Below are 19,498 nucleotides of genomic sequence, written 5' to 3'. Positions count from 1 at the left end.
GTGGTAACTCAGTTTCTGTCTCGTAACCCAAATGTACAATTTCATTTCCAGCCTTGATTAACTGTCTACGCACGAATTTGTCCATTACCAACTCGGCTAAGGTGTCGATGTTGACAGCTGACACTGTGCGGTCTACCAGAGTTGCTAATTTATTTCTCCCGCCGATACGAACAAGTAAATCGTGGTCAGCCAACCAACTGGTGACTGCAAGCAAGTCTGTGGGTTTACCTTGACTGTGGAGCCGGGAAGCTGCTTGATAGATATCTTTATGGGCGCTAATGTAAAAGGCTTCGGGAATTAAGCGTTGTTTACCGCCGTAGGCATCGCTCACCCTATCGATTGCTTCTGGATCAAGCATAATTCCGCCTAAAATCGCCTCTTCCGCTTCGATGTTTTGGGGTGGCAATTTATCAATCACGTCGCACCTCCAGTGTTCTCAACGAGATTTTGGCTTTGCGACTCTTCCCAAGCTCTTTGAGCCTGTCGTTCCCGTTCCTCAATTTCTCGACGGAATTCGTCTCGAGCATTTTTTGTTTCAGTTTTTTTGGCTTGTACCTGTTTTGAAGCCAGATATTTTTCGTAATAAACCTCCCAGCGATTTCTTCCGGCTTTGTTCTTGTGAGCTAACCATGCCTCAATGTCATTCACTGGCTGGCTAAGATTTTTGGTTTTTTCCTCACAAAATTCTAGAAAATTCGCTCGCTCCTCTTCTGAGAGAGTCTTTATAAGGTCTAAATAATTCTTATTGATCTTAGGGTTTTGAAATTCTCTCTCCACAAGGCTTTTAGCCTCCGCATGGTGCGTGGCGATCGCGCATGGTGCGTCATGATCCATCGTGGTGCGTGGTGATCCAGCGTGGTGTGTGGCGATCGCACTCGGTGCGTCATCACACCTTGGGTGCGTCATCACACCATCGGTGTCTTCACACACCATTGGTGCTTCATCACACCTTGGGTGCATCATCACACCATCGGTGTCTTCAATAAATTCGGGTGTGTCATTGCACCATAATCCCTTTGGTTTCACCTTGGTTCTGACTTGCAATAGCTCTAGATCAATGAATCCCTTTGCGTCTAATTCCTTAAGAGCGCGGCTTACAGTTTGCCTGTGGACTATCCGCTCTGGTGCTGACAGCTGACGAGCTACCTCAGCGGCATTGATATCAATCCCTTGGTTATAAGGGTCAATGGTTCGGATGTAGTACAGGACATCCCTCTGTGCTGGTGTGAGTTCACGGCAGGCTTTCAGCCATTCTTCATGCTTAAGTGGATAGAAACGTCCCTGAATTTTTGAATTTGGTTGTGTCACAATTTTGCTAATACAAATGAAAAGACAAAATTTCACCTCGATCCGTTGGGATAGAGACTAATTTTTTAGGTGTCCATCATTAACACTTAGTCAACGAATTTTTATATTCAATCGCGACAAGGTATTTATTTGATGGCTATGCTAGTAATCTGAAGATTAAAGATATGTCTGGGAAAAAGCACTCCTAGCAAGAGTTTGGTAAGATTAGGGTATACATCATCGTTGTCGTTTAATCAAACATCAAATAGTATAACCGTTAAACTTAAGTATAATTAGCAAAGCAATGCAAAGTTTTGTATCAGAAAAAACACAAAGTTATCAGCAGTTATTCGATGAGATGATGAATCGCTTCAATTTGGAAGCGAAGAAGACTGCTGAACAGGCTAAAGTGTCAGAAGTAATGTTATCCCGCTTTCGTCGCGGGAAGGCGGATCTAGGAGCATCAAAACTAATAGCGCTACTTTTGGCTATTCCGGTAGAAGCTAGGGTGTGGTATTTATCTGAGTTATTTGGTCAGAGGCCAGGAATTAGCCTGCGATCGCTAATTGCTGAAGCACCTCCAGAAGAACAAGCTGAAGTTTTACGACTAATTGCTGATATTTTTGTGAATAATAGCCGTGAGGCTACAGAACCAGCGCAGTTCCTTAAAGCTTTATAACTCACCATTGGCAATAGAATTTGACTAAAACTTGTAAGTGTAGTTTCCTGCACCCTCACGGACATTTGTGCAATTACCTTAACCTCTCACGGATAGATTAGGGTTAACTTAATCGTTAACGTTGATTTTCTTAGCCAATGTCTGAAATTTGCGTTGTTCACCAGCTTGTTTACGCTGTTGATAACGTTTTCTAGCTTGCTTTAGTACCTCTTGCAATAATTCCTCATTTTCTGAGCAGACGAGAAATGCAGCTTCTAAGAAAGTATCTCTAGTAATTTTATTTACATTGCAAAAGCTATCTAGGTTAGTATCAATGTCCTGTTCTAACCTGATTGTTCGCCTGATAATCTGCGGTAACTCTAAGTGCTGTTCTTGATTAGAAGTGCTTACCTTATCGTTTATAACTTCCTCACTATCTAAATCTGGTTTTAGTTTTTCAGGTAAATGACTAAATTCTGTAATTTGGTCATTTAGTAAGTTATCATGTTGTACTTTTACAAGTGTTGTATCCCGTGCTGGAACACTTGGACGTGTCTTTTTCTTAAGGCGCTCAAAAACATCAGACATTCTTTTGTAACCTCTCGATAATTTGTTGGAAGGGAGTTTCGAGTTGTTCAAAGCCTAGAGAGGACAAACTTACACCTTTATCTATGGCCTTTTTAAATTGTTCAGATTCTAAAATTGAAGGTAAAACGACTATTTCTTCGGCAATTGTTCGCATTGCACTGATACTCGCCTTACTTTGTGCGACTTGGTTATTACCTACCCATTTATCTCTGAATGGCAAGATGCCAAGCACTATCCCTGAAAAAGCATCAATTTCTTGAAGTTCTTCAACTAAACTTAGAGTTCGGATGAGAGAATTTACACCTTTGGATGATGCTTCTACAGGAATGATGATATGGTCAGCTGCCCCCAACGATGTAAGGCAGATTTGCGATCGCTGAGGTGGCGCATCGACAATGCAGTATTGGAATAAATCTGATATCTCTTTTAAGCGTTTGCTCAGAACAATAGCTCCCATACCGCTCCCGGACAAAAATTCCTGAGCATTATCTAATCCATCATCAGCAGGAATTAACCATAGGTTTTCTCCGATTTCGTAAATACCGGCACTGCTTACACAGTCGGAGAATCAGCTTTCCGTACAGGTTATCATTTTGACCGCAACACGGACAATAATGAAAACAAAGTCAATAATGCGTTGTTGACTTTATTTGGTGCATTGGCACATCTTCCATACCGTAAGGCTTGGCATTTAAAATTAGTCGTCAGCTTACATGATGTAGGTCTGGCTGACGAATTGCAAAAAGTACTAAGTGGGGAATATCAGCCGATACTTGCCGGCAAACAATCAGATGTGAAAGTAGAAGTGCTGAAAGTAGTACTAGAAGGGATGGGTGCATTATTTGGGCATCAACTACCGAAAAAATTAACCATTTTAGACTTTGGTAATGGTACGACTCTGTATTCTCGTTACAACCAGGGGAAACGAGAAGTTCACACCGCCTACCCCATTGGTGTAGAAGTTCTCATTGATGATATTTCCCAAAAAATGAAACATCTAAATGGCGGAAAAATCGGGGATGCATCCAAAATCCGATTTTGTCTGGAGATGGGACATACCAAGTACAGCCGTGACATCGATATCAAAGATATATACAGTGCTTGTTTGAAAGATTGGTATGAAAAATACTTGAAGAAAGTGGTGAATTTGACACTTGATGCCAAGCACCAAGGGGATGAAATCTGGGCTATAGGTGGAGGTTGCCTCTTACCTGGATTTAAGAAGCTCTTAGAAAAGAACGGTTTCAAAATTCTGGATAATCCAGTGGAAGCTAATGTCTTTGGGCTTCTAGAAATGGCAAAAACCATTATCAGCAAGAATCCAACAACCACATCTGGGAAGCTATAACAATGACAGACAAACAAGACTTGACACCGGAAAAAGTTCGGATCAAAGATAGCTACCGGGAGCGGATATTTGCAGAATCACAGCAATTAGGTAAAAGTTACCTGGAGACGCTTTACTTTATCATTGATTGTTATTTTGCTTTCAGAAAGGGTACATTCCCCACTCAACAAGTAGCTTTCACCCCGATTAATACTGAGTCAAACCAACTTATTCAGCCGACTAAAGAGCTATCTACAGACTCTAAACCAGAGGATTCTGATGACCAAACCTTCAGCCTTGATTTTGATTTGTAAGGGAAATATAGGGCTCCCGTGAGGTTGGTCAGCCGATGCTGTAGTCTCAGAGTCAGCGCCCAAGGATGTCACCAGTCGAAGTTAGAGAGCTGTTCACCCAGACATTATGGTTGTGATAAAAATTACCACGTTGTTCTAATGTAAACCCAACCAGCAATAATCCCAACCATACTTCTACCATCGGCATTTTAAAATCCGACACAAGCTGAATTTAAAAAATTACATTCGACTCACCCAAATAACTCTCGGTGCTGATAAGCAAATCGAGAGACATCCTGACTAGCTACAGGTTTAGCATAAATAGCCTGATTGCGAATTGCTTGTATCTGTTCTGACTCTCGCTCCATAGCCGGTGTAAATTCTTGTCGCTGTTTCAGCAAATCCTCAAACTCAATTTCCCCTGGTCTACCTTGATAAAAAGCCTCTTCAGCACAACGACGGACTGCATTACCAATTTCTGCTGGACTGCAAATGCGATATTCAGCCAACAGTCTACGCCATTGATCATCGCTCCAAGGTGAGTTATTGTCTCGAAAAGCTGGAAAATACTTAGCTAGATGTAGATTGAAAACTTCATATCTTGCCCCTTCATGGGGTAAATCCACAAAAAAGATATCATCAAAACGGCGAACTAATTCCGCAGGTAGCATTGACAAGCGATTGACAGTAGCAATGGTATAAACTGGCTCTTGATGCTCTTGCATCCAAGTTAGTAAAGCCGCAGATAGCCGCCGTGCTACACCTCCATCTGCATTGGAGTCCCAGCCAGCAAAGCCTTTATCAAAGTCATCCCAGTAGAGTACACAGGGAGAAAGGGAAGTCACCAAAGTAATAAACTCCTTTAATGCTCTGTCGGGATGAGGATCACCCAGTAGTACACCCCAATTAGCTGCTAACAGTGGCAATCCCATTTTCTTAGCTGCTAACTTGGCAGAAAGACTTTTACCAGTACCCGGTGGCCCCCATAAGAGCATCCCAGTGGGAAACTTCAATCCATATTGCTTTGCTTTAGGTTGAAGTAGACAGGTAATAGTTTCCAACCTTTTCTCCAGTAAATCTAATCCCCCGGCTGAAGGTACATCCGGTTGAGCAATGTACTCTAAACCTCGACCCCGCAGTTTGCTAACTTTATGCTCTAGCACTAATTGGGCGATTTCCTCAAGCTGCTCTGCAAAACCCAGACATTGCTGTAATAGCATATTTATCTCGCCTATGGGTAAACCCTGACAGGCACGAAAGAGCAATTGCAGTGCTGATGTTTTTTCTGTTGTTTTTAACCAAGAATTGCGATCAGTTACAGCGCGGCGATCGCACTCCGCAAAGTGCTGAAGGCGATGATGGCTACGGCCAACCCAGGCATCACAAAACTGCTCCACAACTATCTGCACCTGCTGTTGGTCTGGAAGTGGATTTGACAGTACAGGAATAAAAGGCTGTAATTCTAGAGATAGTTGAACGTAAGTTTCCAATAACACCCAGTAATGATGTTGCTGACTCCAGAGAGCTTGATGACAGGCATTGAGTAATTGATAGCTACATTTTTGACTTATTTTGCTACCATCACCCTGATTTAGCACTCCCTCCAGTAAATAAATGCCTGGTTGATATTCCTCCAGAAGATACTGAATAATGTCCCCGTCTTTACCTCTGTCAATTGACTGTAAGATGTACTGACCTTGATGCTGAATTAATTGCTGTAGTCCACAGTAACCTGGATTCCAGACAAAGACTGACAAAGACCGCTCCTCACCCCAATGGTAAAACTGCTGTAATATCTGCATTCTGTCAGGCGTATGATACTCCATAGCCACAATTGGAGTATTTTTGTTAGCTAGAGCAGGCCAGTCTGTCAACTTCATAAATCTGACTTCAACAACTTACTTTCTCCTTGTAGAGCAAATTTATTAATGATGCTTTAGCCACACGGATAATTATCACTAATGGGTTGGCTATATTTATGACGTGAAAAAGAGCGATCGCCTCCAGCACCGCGTTAATTTCAGTAACTACTACGCGTCTACATGCGATAGCCACGCCCACCGTAAGTCCTGCGGACAAGCTCCGCCAATGCGTAATGGACGCACCAGAAGGCATCGCTTTTTTATAAATTACTTCGATTCATTATTATCAATACATTTAAACGCCGACTCTAACGACTAGGAATAGTTAAGTATTCTCTTATTTCCTGCCATCCATAGTAAACAGAAGAAATCAAACAAAATTCCGGTTCATCTAAAAAAATAAGTTTGAAATTGGAAATTGTCTGGAAATGGATGTGAAAGCCGCGATTGCGGCAAGGAGGTGAAAAATTTACTTCATTAAAGGAAGCTGTAAAATGGCGTATGCAAAGCGCTCCGAAGGAATCGCTAAAGCTAGAACCAATAACAACAATCGCAACGCAGCTAATGCTAAAACATCTGCCAAAACCAATGGCACATCCGCTACAACTAAATCAAAGGTAGCGAATGCTTCACCAGAAGAAGAGGCATTAGCATTGTTGAAGGAATTGCGGAATCTAATCTTCAAAGAATATGGTGTTAAGTTGCAGCTACGGGATTCGCGTGTTTCAACTAAAATAGGTCATGCAGCGCGTGAAAAACTCGGACTTGATATTGCAGCCCAAGTCAAAAAGAAAGGTGGTAACAAAAAGTTTGATTGGCAAAAATGGAATACCAAATTATTTACTAAATTGTTTGGACAACCCGATGCACTCAAATATGCACCAGAAGTAGTGGCAATTTTCATGAGTATGCTGTACGACACTATCAGCACTGACCCAGAGCAAGCAATAGCAGATTTAGTGGAATTCAACCGGGCATCTCTGGAACGTCGTAATTCTTTCCAAGAACAAGAAGAGGAAGAACTTGACGATTTAGATGACGAACTGGACGAAGAACTGGATGAAGATGAGGAGGATATCGAAGATGAACTCGATGAAGATTTAGATGAAGATGACGAATTAGACGAAGAACTGGATGAAGATGAGTAAATAATTCCGACTTATTCTCAGTAATTGACAGAATAATAACCCAAAATAACCATGTATTGCCTCAAACAATACAGGTTATTTTTTTGCTGAATAAATAATTGAAATTGGAGGGAATTGCATCTTTCGATGCTGTTTCTATGAGAAAAATACTAAATACCAAGGAGTAATTCTCATGGTTAACGCTAACGTTCGCAAAACTGCCAAAGCATCACGTAAAATTGAAAGGCATATTCCTGCTTTAGAACGAGTAATGACTTATCAGGAAAAAGTACACCTGATGGTAATTGAAGTATTGCGGGAAGAATCAGGAAGAGAATTAGCAGCAGCAGCCAGATTTAACGGACAAGAGTTTGATTGGGACAAACACAATTCTCAATTCCGTAAAGACTATGTAAATACACCATTAAAAGAACTGGTGAATTATGCCCGCAAACTTTACGGCTTGAATAATCTTGATGAAATTCGAGATAGACGTGCTTCTCATAAAGCTGCTCGGTCTAAACGCATGGACGGACTCAATGGTTTAAGTAGCAACTCTGATGACTTGATAAATGACGATTTTGAACAAGATGAAGATGACGAAGATATAGAAATTGACGATTAATTACAATGCCCTGAATTATCTAATTCAGGGCATTGTATTTCCCGCCCACCCGCATCAAAAAAACAGAATTGAAGGCAGCGATTGCTGCTGAATTGAAGAGATTCAAAAGTGAACTCTAACTCAGAAGGCATCTGTCGATGCTGTCTAGGTAAGATGTAGCAATTCGTTAATCAAAGGATAATCAAATGACTCAAATGACTCGTAATCAGCAACAAACAAAAGCGTTGGATCAAGTAATAGGTTATCAGGATAAAGTGCGATTAATGGTACTGGAAGTTTTACGTGAGGAATCAGGTAGAGAACTTGCTGCTCAAGCACGTTTTAATCAGCAAGAGTTTGATTGGAACGAACATAACATTCAGTTTCGCCAGGACTATAGCGAAACTCCTATCAATGAACTACTAGCATACGCCAAACGTCTGTATGGACTGAAAGATTTGGATGCAGTACGGGAGCGGCGTAAAGCTCATAAACAACAACGTACAGCTAGATGGGCTGAAGCTTCATAATTACCTGCTGACTCTGACAGTAGCCCCACTAAAATGTGGGGTAACTTTTTTGCCCACCCACCCTCAACCGTAAAAGCTTTATTTTACCGAAGATGCAGCTTCGCACCCCGCCCCACCAAATGTTGTAATTGTCCGACTGGAAAGTTTACTAGTCATTAACTCATCAATCTGCTGGTTTGAAAGTTGAGTTGGCTTAACTTCGACTGTAGGTGCAGTTTCTCCCCTGTTGACTTGAATAATGGAATTAGCCCAATAAAACTGCTGTTGGTCAGGTTGTGAATAAACAGGATAACAGCCTTTCGAGGCGATCGCTAATTTATGCTCTACGCTAGAAACTGATGGCAGAGAAATACCAGCACGAACTAATTTTGCCTCTCCTACTGGGCCCCACAAACGTAATTGTTGATTGACACAACGTTTTCCATCCTTGAGAGGGGCAATGATGTTGCCACAAACTTTAATATCCACGTCATACATCGGCGGATAATCAGGCACAGTTTGAGCTTGAGCTTGAGTCGTATTCCTCTTATCCTTGCCACTGACATTTACAGTATTAGGGGTACAAGCTGTAACTATACCTCCTATTACCAGCAGCCAAAGCCAGTTAACTTTGCAGGTAAACATCTGCTGAATCCTCTTTTACGATTGAGAAATTGACAACTAATTTTTTAACTTAAACTCCGTCTATTTTGAAACCTGGAGTTTTTAAGGAGAGTATATTATTCGGTCGTGCCTTGAGTTCTGAGCTTTACCCTAATTCCAAAAAACTACGGTTTTCAAGGTAGACGCGGTTTAGATACAAACTTGCGCTGATTAGCAGGTGATGTCCATAACGTGCAGAACCCGGATGAGGCTTTTCTGCTACTTGCTCCAATTTCCAGTGTTACCCCCAAACGCTTGACATCCCTAGCACAAGTAAGTTGACCGTTTTGATCACGACTCAGCAAATCTTGATTCCATTGCATTAGATTGTGAGCAAACTTACCTTCATTACTGGTTGCCCATTCCAAAGCGTTGGCTTGGGCTTGTGTGAGTTGGCGTGGCCCAGCAGGATCTAGATGACTGGATTGATACCAAGACATTCCACCTATACTTACCAGTCCACCCACTCCAGCTGCAATTAATAGCAGTATTCCCGCAGCAATTAAAGAGGGAACTGAATGAATAGCACGCTCAAATTCAGTACGCCTAATTAATCCTGTTACAGCCTGAGCGATCGCTTTTTGCTGACCTTTTACTGCTGCCTTTTCATATGTCTGGAGATGGTCATAAAGCTGCGTTTGCCACAGGTCAAACATTGCTTCCATTTCTTTGGGATTGTCTTCCAACAGCACTTGTAGCCTGCCAGTAGCAATCATCATCAGAAATGCTGGGTCATCAGGGTCTAGTCCAGTTTGGACTACTATTTCCCAAACCCTAGCTTTAAATGAATCATCTTTACCTCGAATGGCTAAATCTAATAAAGTTGGGTAAGGAATTTGGCTCAGTCCTTTGCCTCTAGCAACTACTGAATCCAAAAACTCATCGTCTAAATCGAGTTCTTCAGTGTGAGAATTACTCATATTTGTATTTACTTTTAGCTAATTCGCGTCCTCATCCCCCACGCTCATTTGGTATAGGAATCCGATTTGATGGTGGGAGATGTCACCGAAACAGTGCTGAGTGCTGAGTAACGAGTCCTGAGTAAATAAGTAAAATTAATTGCACGGGCTAAACGCCCCGCTACGGATAACAGCACTCCTGAATTAAATTACTTCTTGGTAGCAACCTTGCCGTTGACATTAGCATCATCAACTTTTTCTGTTGGGGAAGTAATTGAAGCTGCCGGAAGGTTCCAAATTTTAGCTTGATCAATTTCGTCAGAAGCTTTTTTGAGAAAATTGTGTAATCGCTGCTTACCCAATACACCTAACTCTCCATAATCTCTAGCCGCAGAAAAATTTATCTGATTGGCATCAAGAATATCTCGTTCTCGATAGCTGAACTTGGGAAAATTGATGACAGCTACTTTATAAGCTTTGATTAATTCCTGTAAATTCTTACGTCCATCTACATGTTTCCAGTCATCGCATAAACCATAATTGCGTACAAATATGTGCTTAATTTTGTTTTCAAAGCGTTCGAGAGATTGCATAAATAATTGAACGCTGTCATATCCACCACTACAAACAAACCATTTGTATATTTTGACCTTATTTTTCCCAGTAAGTTCTAGGATTTGATTACGCTCAATCCAATCAGTTACTGCTGGGTATACTTGAGCAGGTAAATTGACAATGACTGAAGTTGTTAGTGCTAAATTAAAAATTTCATCAGCATCGTAAGCTTTACGCTCTGATTCGCTAAAAACTGCTGTTTTATGATTATCTGGGTAAAATGCGCCCACATCTGGATTACTTTGGTCTGCTTCTACCAACTCATAAGAGAGTTTATTGTCAATGCAGTATTGCACCATAACCCGTGCAAACAAAGACTTGCCAACTCCACCTTTTTCACCATCCATGAAGTGAATTGCTGCCATTTTCAATCTCCTTTGTGATTTGACTATATGTGCATTAATAAATACTTAAATATCCTCAAACATATTGTCTGTATCATCATAGAAAGACCCCTCACCAGGAATGAAGGAATCAGAATCTATTTTGTGTTTTTGCGTGCTGTTACTATTGTTATTACTATTACTAATACCTTTGTTTTCGCCACTATTATCATCAGGATTAATGTGACTGAAATTAGCTGCATCTAGACCGAACATAGTAGCAAGCGTTTGAGGATTGGTCATAGTGCTTATAGGCATAGGCAAAACATCACTTGGTTTATGTGGTAATCCTAGTTCCATTCGTAAATAAGCCAAATGTTGTTCCAGGGCATGACAACAAATCAACCCTACCCGACGCAGTTCTTGATCGCTAATATCTACACCTGCATCTGCTTGTGTTTTGTATGCTAAAGGCAACCAGCACATTCGTAATGCCTGCAATACCATCTCTTTGCTAGAACGTGCTTCATCTCCCTGTTGCAAATATGTGATTAACTGGCCGTCTACTGTATTTGAGTAAGGATGGTAAGAAAATCTAAAAATTTTGCGCTGTCTATTAGTGTCATGATTTTTACGTAATTTATTATTAGTCATAGTTATGCCACCTTCTCAATTTGCGCTCTAAACCGCATAAACAAACCAAACGCATCAATCAACCTAAACGACAAAGCTTCCTGCTCTCGGAAAGTACGGTAATAATCATTACTTTTATCCTTGAATACTTCTTGTACCTGTTGCTGTAAGTCAGCACCCCAATAAGTTGAAATTTCTTGAAAGCACTCTTGTAACTCTTGCTCTAAGTACAATGCTGCGCCACCACTCAAAATCACCTCGTTCACCGCAGGTAAAGTTGATTCCAGCCAATCGTAAAGCCTAGACCAATACTCAGCTTTAGCAGTAGCAATGGCATTAACAATCATCTGTAATTCATAATTAATGTTTTTAGGTTCTCTGCTTTTGACCAGAGTGCGAATTGCTTGGTTATCAGTCGTGATATCTGAACCGGCTGCATAGATGGCAGAGGTCAAAGCAGTGGCATCCTGTCCAGATGTGCGCTCAATTACTCGCTTTACCATTTGGTGAAAGCCCAGTCCATTGGTGTAACCCGCCGTCATCTTGCCCCGTTCAAATAATAGAAGGCTGGTGTTGCGATGCCCGAACATTAGCACTGCGATGGTTTGAGCGTTAAACCATTCTTTACCATTCTGGCGTTGGCGAATCATTGCTAATCCCGCACCTTCGGGTAAGCACTCGAATCGCTCCAATTTCACTCGCAATCTTTGACCCCGAAACCTAAAATCCTTGAGTGCAGACTGTAACTGTTGCTCAAATGCTTGGCGATTTTGATATTCACCATAGGGCAGTAGTGAGGTCAGTGATAGTGAAAACCTGTTAGGCAATTTGTTGTGTTGAGCGATCGCACCAATAACCGCTAAGGCTTTGTGAATTGAGGTTTCGTACTTGAGCTTATCGAGTCTGGCAGATGCTGAAAACTGCCGTGCCAGGAATCCAACTACTGTACATTGTGTATCACCATCCGCAGGATTTGACACCCAGGCTTCATCTGCTGGTTTAGGAGATTCAAGACCCTTGCAACTTGACATATAAGCGTCAATCGAACTTTGAGGCAATTTCAGCATTTCTGGTTCCATTGTCATCAAACATGGTTTGCCTTCAGTTGCTAGTTCGTAAACAATCTTAGTCAAGGAAGCACCAGGGTCAAAACTGACTATCAGGTTTGACATTGACTGTGGCTCTGATTATCCATAAAAGCTGCTTTTAACTTAAATGCAAATATTGGCTGTGAACATCACTCTACTGACCATTTTGTTGGAGCCAAATTTTAGCCAATTGGTTATTTTTTTTTCGCTGCTATTAATTAAGTCGTTACTTTTCTGCTAAAAAATTCAATTTAGAAAAGTGCGTCATTACAGATCCATGCCAGATCCACGAACGAGCCATTGCAGATCCATTACAGTGACAATGTTGATCCAATAGAGATCCATTAGTCTGAGATACGTATTCTATGTATAATTTTTATTTGCAACAATACTTGGCTATTGACAAAAATTATGCGATGAAAGATCCAATACAAATCCATTAGAGATCCATCACATATTCATCTAACAGTTGATTCGAGTAGCCCAAAAAAACCTTTGGTGAGTAGCAAGCTATGTTGCTGTCCGGACATTTTTTCTGGGGAGAAAAAACGCACCCCCAGGTGCGGCAACAAACTTGCCCTCTTTTCACGGTTCCCCTACCTAAGTAGGTCAACCACCGTGACAGAGGGGAAGATAATACGAAAAACCTCGTTAGGAGTTCAGCCTGGAAAATTTCTGCAAGGTTTGGGCGGATTAGCTTTTCAATTGCGCGATGAGCTACGCCCCGCCATAGGCGATCGCTATCTTGACTTCCTTAGTACTCAACCAAACCTATTGCAGCGCATTTCATTATCTCGCATCGCATCTTGGTATCGAACCAGAATCGTAAGTAACCGCTTGGTCAATGACAAATGATAGTGCAGTCGTCAAACTTAAAACAGCTAATGACTAATGCATCAATAATGCGACAAAAACGCTCACACAGGATAGACATTAGACTGACTTTGGCAGAATACGAGAAAGCACAGTTAATGGCAGATGAAAATAATCTCACTATGAGTGAGTTGTTTCGTGCCAAGACTCTGAAAAATAGATTGCCCAGGCGTGTCACCAAAGTAGCAGGCCAAACTTACTGGGAGTTGGGGAAAATAGGCAACAACCTCAATCAAATAGCTAAAGCAATCAATACTTCAGTACTCATGGGAGAACCTGTGGTCGTAGATAGAGCATTGTTGTCACAGGTAAGAGATTTGGTGAAACAGGTGCGGCGAGAGATTGCTGAAATTGATTTAATCACTGATTTGCAAGATGAAGCATGATTGGCAAGCACATCAAAGGTAAAAGTTTCCGGGGACTGCTAAACTACCTCTTTGGCAAAGATGGGGCAAGACAAATCGGTGGGAATATGGAAGGAACAAACCCACGCGAATTAGCAGCTGAATTTGGTATATCTCGAAGATTAAACCCGAAGGTGAGCAGGGCTGTTTATCACGCTTCTCTCAGTTTGGCCCATAAAGAGAGTTTAGATGATGATACTTGGGATGAAATCGCCCAGAAGTATCTGCAAGCAATGGGTTTTGATATGAACCAATATGTCGTAGTGCGGCATACTGACCGGACTCATGAACACATACATATTGCTGCCAGTCGCATTCAATTAGATGGCACTACAGTTTCTGATAGCTGGGACGATCGCAGAAGTGAAGCGGTAATTCGCAAGTTGGAGCAGGAATACAATTTACAATCAGTGCAACCAAGTTGGGAAAAAGATAAGCACAGTCCAACTACTGGCGAACGTAGGCACATTGCCAGAACTGGAGAGGAAAGCGTTAGAGTGAGACTCCAGCGATCGCTCGACCAAGCAACACACGACCATCCCACTATGCCAGAGTTAATAGAGCGAACGCAACAACAAGGTATTAATGTCCGTGTTGGTTATACTCGCACAGGCATTGTCAAAGGCATTAGTTATCAACTTGATGGTGTGGCTTTTAGTGGTACGCATCTGGGTAAAGCATATACCTTTCCTGGTTTACAAAAGCATCGAGGTGTAAACTACAATCCCAAGCGGGATGACAAACGCATCCAGAAACTCATGGAACAAGCTGTTGAAAATCCTATACCAGCAGTACCTCCAAAACAGGATGACAAACGTATCCAGAAACTCATGGAGCAAACTGTTGAAAATCCTATACCAGCAGTTACTCAAACAAACTCCTTGCCTATACCAGAACCAACAAACTGGGAGCAAATACGCCTAAAGTTAAGCCAGCAGTACAATTTACCCAATTCTCTGCTCACAGAACTGTATGAAAAGGGTTGGCTCTATGCAAGTCAAACAGGTCAAGCAATATTTGTGGAACGCACGCTCGATGATCTTCCAACTCTTGCCAAGCAGCTAGAACCAACAGGTAACTTCACCGCTATTACTCTCAACTCTGAAACGACGAAAAATGGTAGTTTTTGGATTGCTACAGATGCCACAGTAGAAAGAGCAGTGCTACTAAGTGACCCGATTGAAGTTCTCTCTGTCATTGCCTTAGAATCAACTGTTGACAAAGAAAAGCGCAAACCGACATTGTATTGGAGTGTAGGCGATAGCGAGCAAATACCTTTAGAATTTTTGCGAGCGATCGATACAGTAGTCATCGCTTTTAAAGATAATGAGAAAGTTGAGAACTTGATAGCTGAGATACTGGCTGAACTACCTCAAGCCAAACAAGTTTCTCCCAGTGAAGCTGGTTGGAATGGGATGCTAACTAACAATCACTTGCAACCCAATCAAAGGCGAATCCCAGAGCTTCAAAATTGGGAACTTTGATATCAGTTATCATTTTTTCCTGAGTGAGCCAAGCTAATTAAAGGTTTCAGGCAAATATTTATATGTGAAGAAGCTGGTTCTAGCGCAGCTAACGCCACTTAGAGAGGGATAAACTCTCTAGGCATAACTGCCATGACCTTAAATCCCAGAGAAACAACGATTAAATTTCTTAGACAAATAGGCTTTACCACCGAAACCAAAATTTGGCTCAGGATTTCTTGGGACTTGCCTACAGAAATGATACCTAAAAACTGGAATAACTACTGTCGCAATGGTCAATTTGTCTACTCCCACTACATTCTCTGCGGTAAAATCACCCAGCAAGGATTTCAACTCTACTGCTGTACTTACGGAGGTCGAGACAAACAAGGCAATACCTGCTGGCGACTGACACCTAAACGCTATGCTGATGGTTGGGCATTGGCATTTAAAATGTCATACCTTGGTGCTACAGTCAGCTTTTACCCCAACCAACCAGACAAGGGCATCAGCAATCAGCACGTTAGTCAATGCCAATGTTTATTCTACGAAATTGATGATTTGGCATTGAGTGAGCAGCGACAAGCTGTAGTTCGGCTAAAGGATGAAATCAACTTGGAACCCGCCGCCGTGGTTTACACAGGTGGGAAATCGCTGCACGTTTACTTTAAATGCAGCCATTCCTTGAATCCTGCTGAATGGCTGTACCTCAATCGCCAACTGACGATTATCCAAAACGCAGATCCAGCCATTTGCAACTTAGCTCGTTCCATGAGATTGCCAGGTATGCTTCGCAGACGGGTGGTGGATGGAATATTGAGTGCAACCATCCCCATTACCCTAGAGCATTGGTCAAACTGTCAGTACAATGTGGAAGAACTAGAAACCGCATTTGATTCTACAGCCTTATTTCCCTATGAACTTTCTGAGCAACGTTGGCGCAAGTGGGTGCAGCTTGTCACAAGAGCGAAAAATGGAGAAGTTATCGACCCACAAGCAGCGCTAGTGCAACCTTCTGTGACCGTCCCTCGCTCAACCTTACATTGCCGACGAGGGACAGTAACACAGGCTACAACCAGAGATAATTGCTCATCTTTTAAACAGCTACGCGCTAGCGGAGTGTCTGTTCCTTTGTCTATTTGTTTAACGAAGAGCGATCGCACTTTACTAACTTATGGCGAATTTGAGGGAAACAGAAACAATTCTGGCTACAAATTAGCTCGTAATTTACTAGGTACATCTAATTTACTCACTAGACACGGAATCGCTTATCATCCTGGACCACGCCAACTATTTGACCGATATTGCGATCGCTGTACACCTCCACTTGAATCAACTGAGGCGAATACAATTTGGCACAGTGCGAATAAAACAATAGCCTTTGCCAGTCGGGACTTTGGCTCAATTGTCATGAGCATTCATAAGTGGAAGTCACACCGTAAATCAAAAAAGCAGTGCGTAAGAAAACCAAAAAGATTAGTTAACGCAAGATTGACAAAATCGATGTAACACCCTTCCAATTTCTACCCATAATTTACCGTGTACACATATCTTTGTACAGGATTAAAACGGTGTGGGACAACTCCAAAATACTTGTGTGTACACGGTAGCCCTATTCCAGGGAGACTATATGACTATTAAAGATGAGTATTGAAAGTACTATCTCTAGTTTTACTTTCCCATTTTTGGTAAATAAGACTGACGATAGTTGTTCTTAGCCATCAGCCTAGCCTCACGCTTTGTCCACTGTTTTTGTAAAGGAACATCAGCCAATCTTTGCAATAATATGAATACACTATCATCTCCAGTCAACCGAGCGATGATTTGAGCGATCGCCTTACAACAACTCCAAGGATGACGCACCACCTGAACTTCTGCAAATCTCACCACACCCCAATTGCGCTCTAAGAAAAAACGGTTACGGATTTTATCGTCATCAACATCAATGCAGTGGTGAGGTTTACCTGTATCTCCAGCATAAGGTTCATCAATCTCAATATCGAGAGCTACCCCAGAGAACTGATGGTAAAGGATAAAATCAGCCGAGTAGCGTTGAGGATAACCTGGAATCTCAAACTCAACCGCTTGACAGATAAGATTTCCTGGAAACGCACACAGTAAATGGCGAAAAAACTCCTTTTCGCTCACACCTTGCTTGGCTGTACCATTCCCATCTGGGAATGCAACGCATCCTTTAAACAACGCTTTTAGATACCCCTTTCCTCGATCACCGTTAGCAAACCGCCTTGCTAGGGGTGGATAAAGAAAAACCGGGTAATAGCCAGTAGACATTAGTAGTTATCAGGCTGCTCGTGTTTAACAGTTTTTATTCGCAAGTATCAACCTTAATTGTAATCAAGAAAACTCATCTCAGCTACTGACCAAGTGCATAATAATATTATTATTCACCATTAATGGAGATACCCGTGAAAGAATTAATGGAACAGCCTTCATCTTGGCTACCAAATGGAATAAAACTTAATCTTTCCGATCAGTTTCGTCCTTTTTCTTTTACTGAAGAATTACAAATACGTTTAGAGGAACTATTAGAAAAAAATAAAGAAAACTTACTCAATCCAGATGAACAAGCAGAATTAGCTGGGTTATTAGAATTAGAAAAAATCTTCAGTTTTATCAACGCTAAACTTGCTTCTTAATTGTGGTCATCAACAATTTTGTTCGCTTAAACGTCCGTAAAAGGGCAAAATACTTGTGTGAATATTGTCACTCTCCAGAACGCTCAAATGCAACACCCTTTACTATTGATCACATTATTCCTCAATCTTTAGGAGGATCAGACGATCTCAATAATTTGGCTTTAGCTTGTCATCGTTGTAATCAAAGGCGGTATAATTTTACAACTGGAATTGATCGAGAAACACAAACAGAAGTTCCATTATTTAATCCGAGAAATCAAAATTGGTCAGAGCATTTTATCTGGACAAAAAATGGGTTAAACATCATTGGGACAACTCCTATAGGTCGTGCAACTTGCAGTCGTTTTGATTTTAATGATCAAGACCATGATGATGGGTTTATTCTAAATTCTCGTCAACTTTGGTTAACAGCAGGTTGGCATCTACCTATTGATGATCTACGTCAATAATAATAAAAGAATATCCATCTTAATAAACACTAATAAATTAAACTTTTTAGAGGATTTATGTGAGGGTTTGGAATCGTAGTCATTGACAGATAAACTTGCTGCGGTTGCTCTCCAGATGCGCTATCGCGCCACGGTTTCTGGCGTTAAGCAAGCAACATTTATGCAAACACTGACAATAACTTTAACTTCGGCTGACTCAACTATTGCTGCTAATCAAAATCTTCACCCTACACAAAAGGTCACTTCCAATTTATCTTTCAATACTAATTTAGATTCAGGCACTATAGCTATCTTAGAACAGATTGAAGCTGAATATGAATACTATCAAGTTTGTGAGGAGTGGTAGTCATGAATTTAGCACTCGCTCAACAATCCTTAGCAGGACTTTCCCAAACTGCTGCTCATCTCTGGGAACAGCTAACTAATTGCCAGACTCCTGAAGAAGAAGCTGAGATCATCACCGCTATTTGGGAAACTCAGGAAGTTCAGGAAGAAGTTGTTGATATCCAAGCAGAATTAGCATTGCAACTGGATGCTGAAATAGTGGCTATTAAGCAACGACTAGAACATCTAAAAGCTGTACATCAATCAGCACTATTAAGACTAGAACGCTGGCGACAAAAATTAGATGAAACTATTTTAGAACAAACCGCCGCAGGAATTTTACCTGAGCAAATGATTGGTAATTCACTTCGCATCACAATTCAAGAAAATCCGCCAAGTTGTGAGGTGCTGATAGATGCAGAACAATTGTCTCCAAAATACCGCAGAGAAAAGACTGTTTACTCAGCAGACAAGAAAGCTATTATTGCTGCTTGGAAGAAAGGTATTCCTGTAGATGGCACTCACATCATACATACGTAAGCGCCGAGTTATCTATGCTTTGACAGCAACAGCAATTCATGACTTCAAAGACTCTCTTTTAACTTAACAATAGCTTTAACTAATTTATCAGCCAACAGCAAGAATTTCACTGTTTTGTTGGCTACTACTTATAACTCTTTTTTGACGTTTAAGTAGCAGTTATGAACTGCGTACAGCAAAACGAATGAAAATGTATTTTATTGAGGATTTTTACTCGACACTCAGCACTGTTTGGTACTGAGCCGCGCATCTCCGCTCAATACATGCTAATATCAATCTGGAATCTTGTTCTATACATTTGTAGCTTTATAT

Annotated in this window: 25 protein-coding genes and 1 pseudogene; 14 read left to right on the top strand and 12 right to left on the bottom strand. The window is 41.3% G+C overall.

Annotated elements, in window-relative coordinates; genetic code table 11:
• Together LC586_RS25640 and LC586_RS25635 are read right to left on the bottom strand one after the other, a co-directional pair.
• A partial coding sequence (locus LC586_RS25640) for a DnaB-like helicase N-terminal domain-containing protein (protein WP_309143402.1) occupies positions 1-418 on the bottom strand: 418 nt, incomplete at its 3' end.
• A complete protein-coding gene (locus LC586_RS25635) occupies positions 415-1,308 on the bottom strand; it encodes a MarR family transcriptional regulator (protein ID WP_229488059.1) in 894 nt (297 codons plus the stop codon). The genes LC586_RS25640 and LC586_RS25635, both read right to left, overlap by 4 nt.
• 283 nt (positions 1,309-1,591) lie before the next feature.
• Between LC586_RS25635 and LC586_RS25630 the strand changes: the two genes are divergently transcribed.
• Positions 1,592-1,966, top strand: a complete 375-nt coding sequence (locus LC586_RS25630) for an XRE family transcriptional regulator (RefSeq protein ID WP_229488058.1) — start codon at positions 1,592-1,594, stop codon at positions 1,964-1,966.
• A 108-nt stretch (positions 1,967-2,074) separates the two neighbouring features.
• On the opposite strand, the gene LC586_RS25625 is transcribed toward LC586_RS25630, so the two are convergent.
• Positions 2,075-2,533 carry a carboxysome distribution maintenance protein McdB gene (locus tag LC586_RS25625; RefSeq protein ID WP_190882436.1) on the bottom strand — a complete coding sequence of 153 codons (459 nt, stop codon included), beginning with the start codon at positions 2,531-2,533 and terminating at the stop codon, positions 2,075-2,077.
• Positions 2,526-3,065, bottom strand: a complete 540-nt coding sequence (locus LC586_RS25620) for a ParA family protein (RefSeq protein ID WP_309143403.1) — start codon at positions 3,063-3,065, stop codon at positions 2,526-2,528. The genes LC586_RS25625 and LC586_RS25620 overlap by 8 nt, the downstream gene beginning before the upstream one ends.
• A gap of 12 nt (positions 3,066-3,077) precedes the next feature.
• Here LC586_RS25620 and LC586_RS25615 point away from each other — a divergent pair.
• Both LC586_RS25615 and LC586_RS25610 read left to right on the top strand, forming a co-directional pair.
• Positions 3,078-3,881 (top strand): annotated as a pseudogene (locus LC586_RS25615) (ParM/StbA family protein); the annotation flags it as partial.
• A gap of 2 nt (positions 3,882-3,883) precedes the next feature.
• On the top strand, positions 3,884-4,174 hold the full coding sequence (locus tag LC586_RS25610; RefSeq protein WP_104902259.1) for a hypothetical protein: 291 nt from the start codon (positions 3,884-3,886) through the stop codon (positions 4,172-4,174).
• 52 nt (positions 4,175-4,226) lie between these two features.
• Here LC586_RS25610 and LC586_RS25605 read toward each other — a convergent pair whose 3' ends face one another.
• On the bottom strand, positions 4,227-4,376 hold the full coding sequence (locus LC586_RS25605; RefSeq protein WP_229488056.1) for a hypothetical protein: 150 nt from the start codon (positions 4,374-4,376) through the stop codon (positions 4,227-4,229).
• Positions 4,377-4,404: 28 nt separating this feature from the next.
• Entirely contained in the window at positions 4,405-6,033 is a 1,629-nt protein-coding gene (locus tag LC586_RS25600) for an ATP-binding protein (protein WP_229488055.1), read from the bottom strand.
• A 476-nt stretch (positions 6,034-6,509) separates the two neighbouring features.
• Here LC586_RS25600 and LC586_RS25595 point away from each other — a divergent pair, with 476 nt between their 5' ends.
• The 3 genes from LC586_RS25595 to LC586_RS25585 all read left to right on the top strand — a co-directional run bounded on the left by LC586_RS25595 (position 6,510) and on the right by LC586_RS25585 (position 8,276).
• Positions 6,510-7,163, top strand: coding sequence for a primosomal protein (locus LC586_RS25595; protein ID WP_229488054.1), 654 nt, complete (start codon positions 6,510-6,512; stop codon positions 7,161-7,163).
• 172 nt (positions 7,164-7,335) lie between these two features.
• Entirely contained in the window at positions 7,336-7,767 is a 432-nt protein-coding gene (locus tag LC586_RS25590) for a hypothetical protein (protein ID WP_069069520.1), read from the top strand.
• Between the two features lie 185 nt (positions 7,768-7,952).
• The gene (locus LC586_RS25585) at positions 7,953-8,276 is read left to right on the top strand and encodes a hypothetical protein (protein ID WP_094332201.1); all 324 of its coding nucleotides are present in this window, start codon (positions 7,953-7,955) and stop codon (positions 8,274-8,276) included.
• 78 nt (positions 8,277-8,354) lie between these two features.
• On the opposite strand, the gene LC586_RS25580 is transcribed toward LC586_RS25585, so the two are convergent.
• The 5 genes from LC586_RS25580 to LC586_RS25560 all read right to left on the bottom strand — a co-directional run bounded on the left by LC586_RS25580 (position 8,355) and on the right by LC586_RS25560 (position 12,560).
• Positions 8,355-8,900 (bottom strand): hypothetical protein, encoded by a 546-nt coding sequence (locus tag LC586_RS25580; protein ID WP_229488053.1) that lies wholly within the window; start codon positions 8,898-8,900, stop codon positions 8,355-8,357.
• A gap of 152 nt (positions 8,901-9,052) precedes the next feature.
• Positions 9,053-9,838, bottom strand: coding sequence for a DUF6753 family protein (locus LC586_RS25575; RefSeq protein ID WP_229488052.1), 786 nt, complete (start codon positions 9,836-9,838; stop codon positions 9,053-9,055).
• A gap of 188 nt (positions 9,839-10,026) precedes the next feature.
• Positions 10,027-10,797, bottom strand: coding sequence for a mobilization protein (locus tag LC586_RS25570; protein ID WP_229488051.1), 771 nt, complete (start codon positions 10,795-10,797; stop codon positions 10,027-10,029).
• 45 nt (positions 10,798-10,842) lie between these two features.
• Positions 10,843-11,409 carry a hypothetical protein gene (locus LC586_RS25565; protein ID WP_229488050.1) on the bottom strand — a complete coding sequence of 189 codons (567 nt, stop codon included), beginning with the start codon at positions 11,407-11,409 and terminating at the stop codon, positions 10,843-10,845.
• A gap of 2 nt (positions 11,410-11,411) precedes the next feature.
• Complete coding sequence (locus tag LC586_RS25560) at positions 11,412-12,560, bottom strand: ParM/StbA family protein (RefSeq protein WP_229488049.1); 1,149 nt, start codon at positions 12,558-12,560, stop codon at positions 11,412-11,414.
• Positions 12,561-13,094: 534 nt separating this feature from the next.
• Between LC586_RS25560 and LC586_RS25555 the strand changes: the two genes are divergently transcribed.
• The 4 genes from LC586_RS25555 (at position 13,095) to LC586_RS25540 (ending at position 16,725) form a co-directional block, all read left to right on the top strand.
• Positions 13,095-13,331: a hypothetical protein gene (locus LC586_RS25555; RefSeq protein ID WP_229488048.1), complete on the top strand. Its 237-nt coding sequence runs from the start codon at positions 13,095-13,097 to the stop codon at positions 13,329-13,331.
• A 29-nt stretch (positions 13,332-13,360) separates the two neighbouring features.
• Entirely contained in the window at positions 13,361-13,735 is a 375-nt protein-coding gene (locus tag LC586_RS25550; RefSeq protein ID WP_228043408.1) for a plasmid mobilization protein, read from the top strand.
• The gene (locus LC586_RS25545) at positions 13,732-15,237 is read left to right on the top strand and encodes a relaxase/mobilization nuclease domain-containing protein (protein ID WP_229488047.1); all 1,506 of its coding nucleotides are present in this window, start codon (positions 13,732-13,734) and stop codon (positions 15,235-15,237) included. Before LC586_RS25550 ends, LC586_RS25545 begins: the two co-directional genes overlap by 4 nt.
• Positions 15,238-15,369: 132 nt before the next feature.
• Positions 15,370-16,725, top strand: a complete 1,356-nt coding sequence (locus LC586_RS25540; protein WP_229488046.1) for a hypothetical protein — start codon at positions 15,370-15,372, stop codon at positions 16,723-16,725.
• A gap of 162 nt (positions 16,726-16,887) precedes the next feature.
• On the opposite strand, the gene LC586_RS25535 is transcribed toward LC586_RS25540, so the two are convergent.
• Positions 16,888-17,508: a hypothetical protein gene (locus LC586_RS25535; RefSeq protein ID WP_229488045.1), complete on the bottom strand. Its 621-nt coding sequence runs from the start codon at positions 17,506-17,508 to the stop codon at positions 16,888-16,890.
• A gap of 122 nt (positions 17,509-17,630) precedes the next feature.
• On the opposite strand from LC586_RS25535, the gene LC586_RS25530 reads away from it, so the two are divergent.
• From LC586_RS25530 to LC586_RS25515, 4 genes are all read left to right on the top strand, one after another.
• Entirely contained in the window at positions 17,631-17,873 is a 243-nt protein-coding gene (locus LC586_RS25530) for a hypothetical protein (protein ID WP_229488044.1), read from the top strand.
• Positions 17,874-17,875: 2 nt separating this feature from the next.
• Positions 17,876-18,322, top strand: a complete 447-nt coding sequence (locus LC586_RS25525) for an HNH endonuclease (RefSeq protein WP_229488043.1) — start codon at positions 17,876-17,878, stop codon at positions 18,320-18,322.
• Positions 18,323-18,404: 82 nt separating this feature from the next.
• Complete coding sequence (locus tag LC586_RS25520; protein ID WP_229488042.1) at positions 18,405-18,668, top strand: hypothetical protein; 264 nt, start codon at positions 18,405-18,407, stop codon at positions 18,666-18,668.
• Positions 18,669-18,670: 2 nt separating this feature from the next.
• On the top strand, positions 18,671-19,186 hold the full coding sequence (locus tag LC586_RS25515) for a siphovirus Gp157 family protein (RefSeq protein ID WP_229488041.1): 516 nt from the start codon (positions 18,671-18,673) through the stop codon (positions 19,184-19,186).
• Positions 19,187-19,498 lie beyond the last annotated feature (312 nt).

The sequence above is a fragment of the Nostoc favosum CHAB5714 genome (genome assembly GCF_020829495.1).
GTDB classification, from domain to species: domain Bacteria; phylum Cyanobacteriota; class Cyanobacteriia; order Cyanobacteriales; family Nostocaceae; genus Nostoc; species Nostoc favosum.
Note: the sequence above shows the minus strand (reverse complement) of the source record. Positions and strands in the feature narration are given on the sequence as shown.

Bases quoted from the DNA above. Each gene is read 5' to 3' on its own strand.
- LC586_RS25630 (WP_229488058.1), top strand. From the start codon at position 1,592: ATGCAAAGTTTTGTATCAGAAAAAACACAAAGTTATCAGCAGTTATTC.
- LC586_RS25625 (WP_190882436.1), bottom strand. From the start codon at position 2,533: ATGTCTGATGTTTTTGAGCGCCTTAAGAAAAAGACACGTCCAAGTGTT.
- LC586_RS25610 (WP_104902259.1), top strand. From the start codon at position 3,884: ATGACAGACAAACAAGACTTGACACCGGAAAAAGTTCGGATCAAAGAT.
- LC586_RS25600 (WP_229488055.1), bottom strand. From the start codon at position 6,033: ATGAAGTTGACAGACTGGCCTGCTCTAGCTAACAAAAATACTCCAATT.
- LC586_RS25595 (WP_229488054.1), top strand. From the start codon at position 6,510: ATGGCGTATGCAAAGCGCTCCGAAGGAATCGCTAAAGCTAGAACCAAT.
- LC586_RS25590 (WP_069069520.1), top strand. From the start codon at position 7,336: ATGGTTAACGCTAACGTTCGCAAAACTGCCAAAGCATCACGTAAAATT.
- LC586_RS25585 (WP_094332201.1), top strand. From the start codon at position 7,953: ATGACTCAAATGACTCGTAATCAGCAACAAACAAAAGCGTTGGATCAA.
- LC586_RS25580 (WP_229488053.1), bottom strand. From the start codon at position 8,900: ATGTTTACCTGCAAAGTTAACTGGCTTTGGCTGCTGGTAATAGGAGGT.
- LC586_RS25575 (WP_229488052.1), bottom strand. From the start codon at position 9,838: ATGAGTAATTCTCACACTGAAGAACTCGATTTAGACGATGAGTTTTTG.
- LC586_RS25570 (WP_229488051.1), bottom strand. From the start codon at position 10,797: ATGGCAGCAATTCACTTCATGGATGGTGAAAAAGGTGGAGTTGGCAAG.
- LC586_RS25565 (WP_229488050.1), bottom strand. From the start codon at position 11,409: ATGACTAATAATAAATTACGTAAAAATCATGACACTAATAGACAGCGC.
- LC586_RS25560 (WP_229488049.1), bottom strand. From the start codon at position 12,560: ATGTCAAACCTGATAGTCAGTTTTGACCCTGGTGCTTCCTTGACTAAG.
- LC586_RS25550 (WP_228043408.1), top strand. From the start codon at position 13,361: ATGACTAATGCATCAATAATGCGACAAAAACGCTCACACAGGATAGAC.
- LC586_RS25545 (WP_229488047.1), top strand. From the start codon at position 13,732: ATGATTGGCAAGCACATCAAAGGTAAAAGTTTCCGGGGACTGCTAAAC.
- LC586_RS25540 (WP_229488046.1), top strand. From the start codon at position 15,370: ATGACCTTAAATCCCAGAGAAACAACGATTAAATTTCTTAGACAAATA.
- LC586_RS25535 (WP_229488045.1), bottom strand. From the start codon at position 17,508: ATGTCTACTGGCTATTACCCGGTTTTTCTTTATCCACCCCTAGCAAGG.
- LC586_RS25530 (WP_229488044.1), top strand. From the start codon at position 17,631: ATGGAGATACCCGTGAAAGAATTAATGGAACAGCCTTCATCTTGGCTA.
- LC586_RS25515 (WP_229488041.1), top strand. From the start codon at position 18,671: ATGAATTTAGCACTCGCTCAACAATCCTTAGCAGGACTTTCCCAAACT.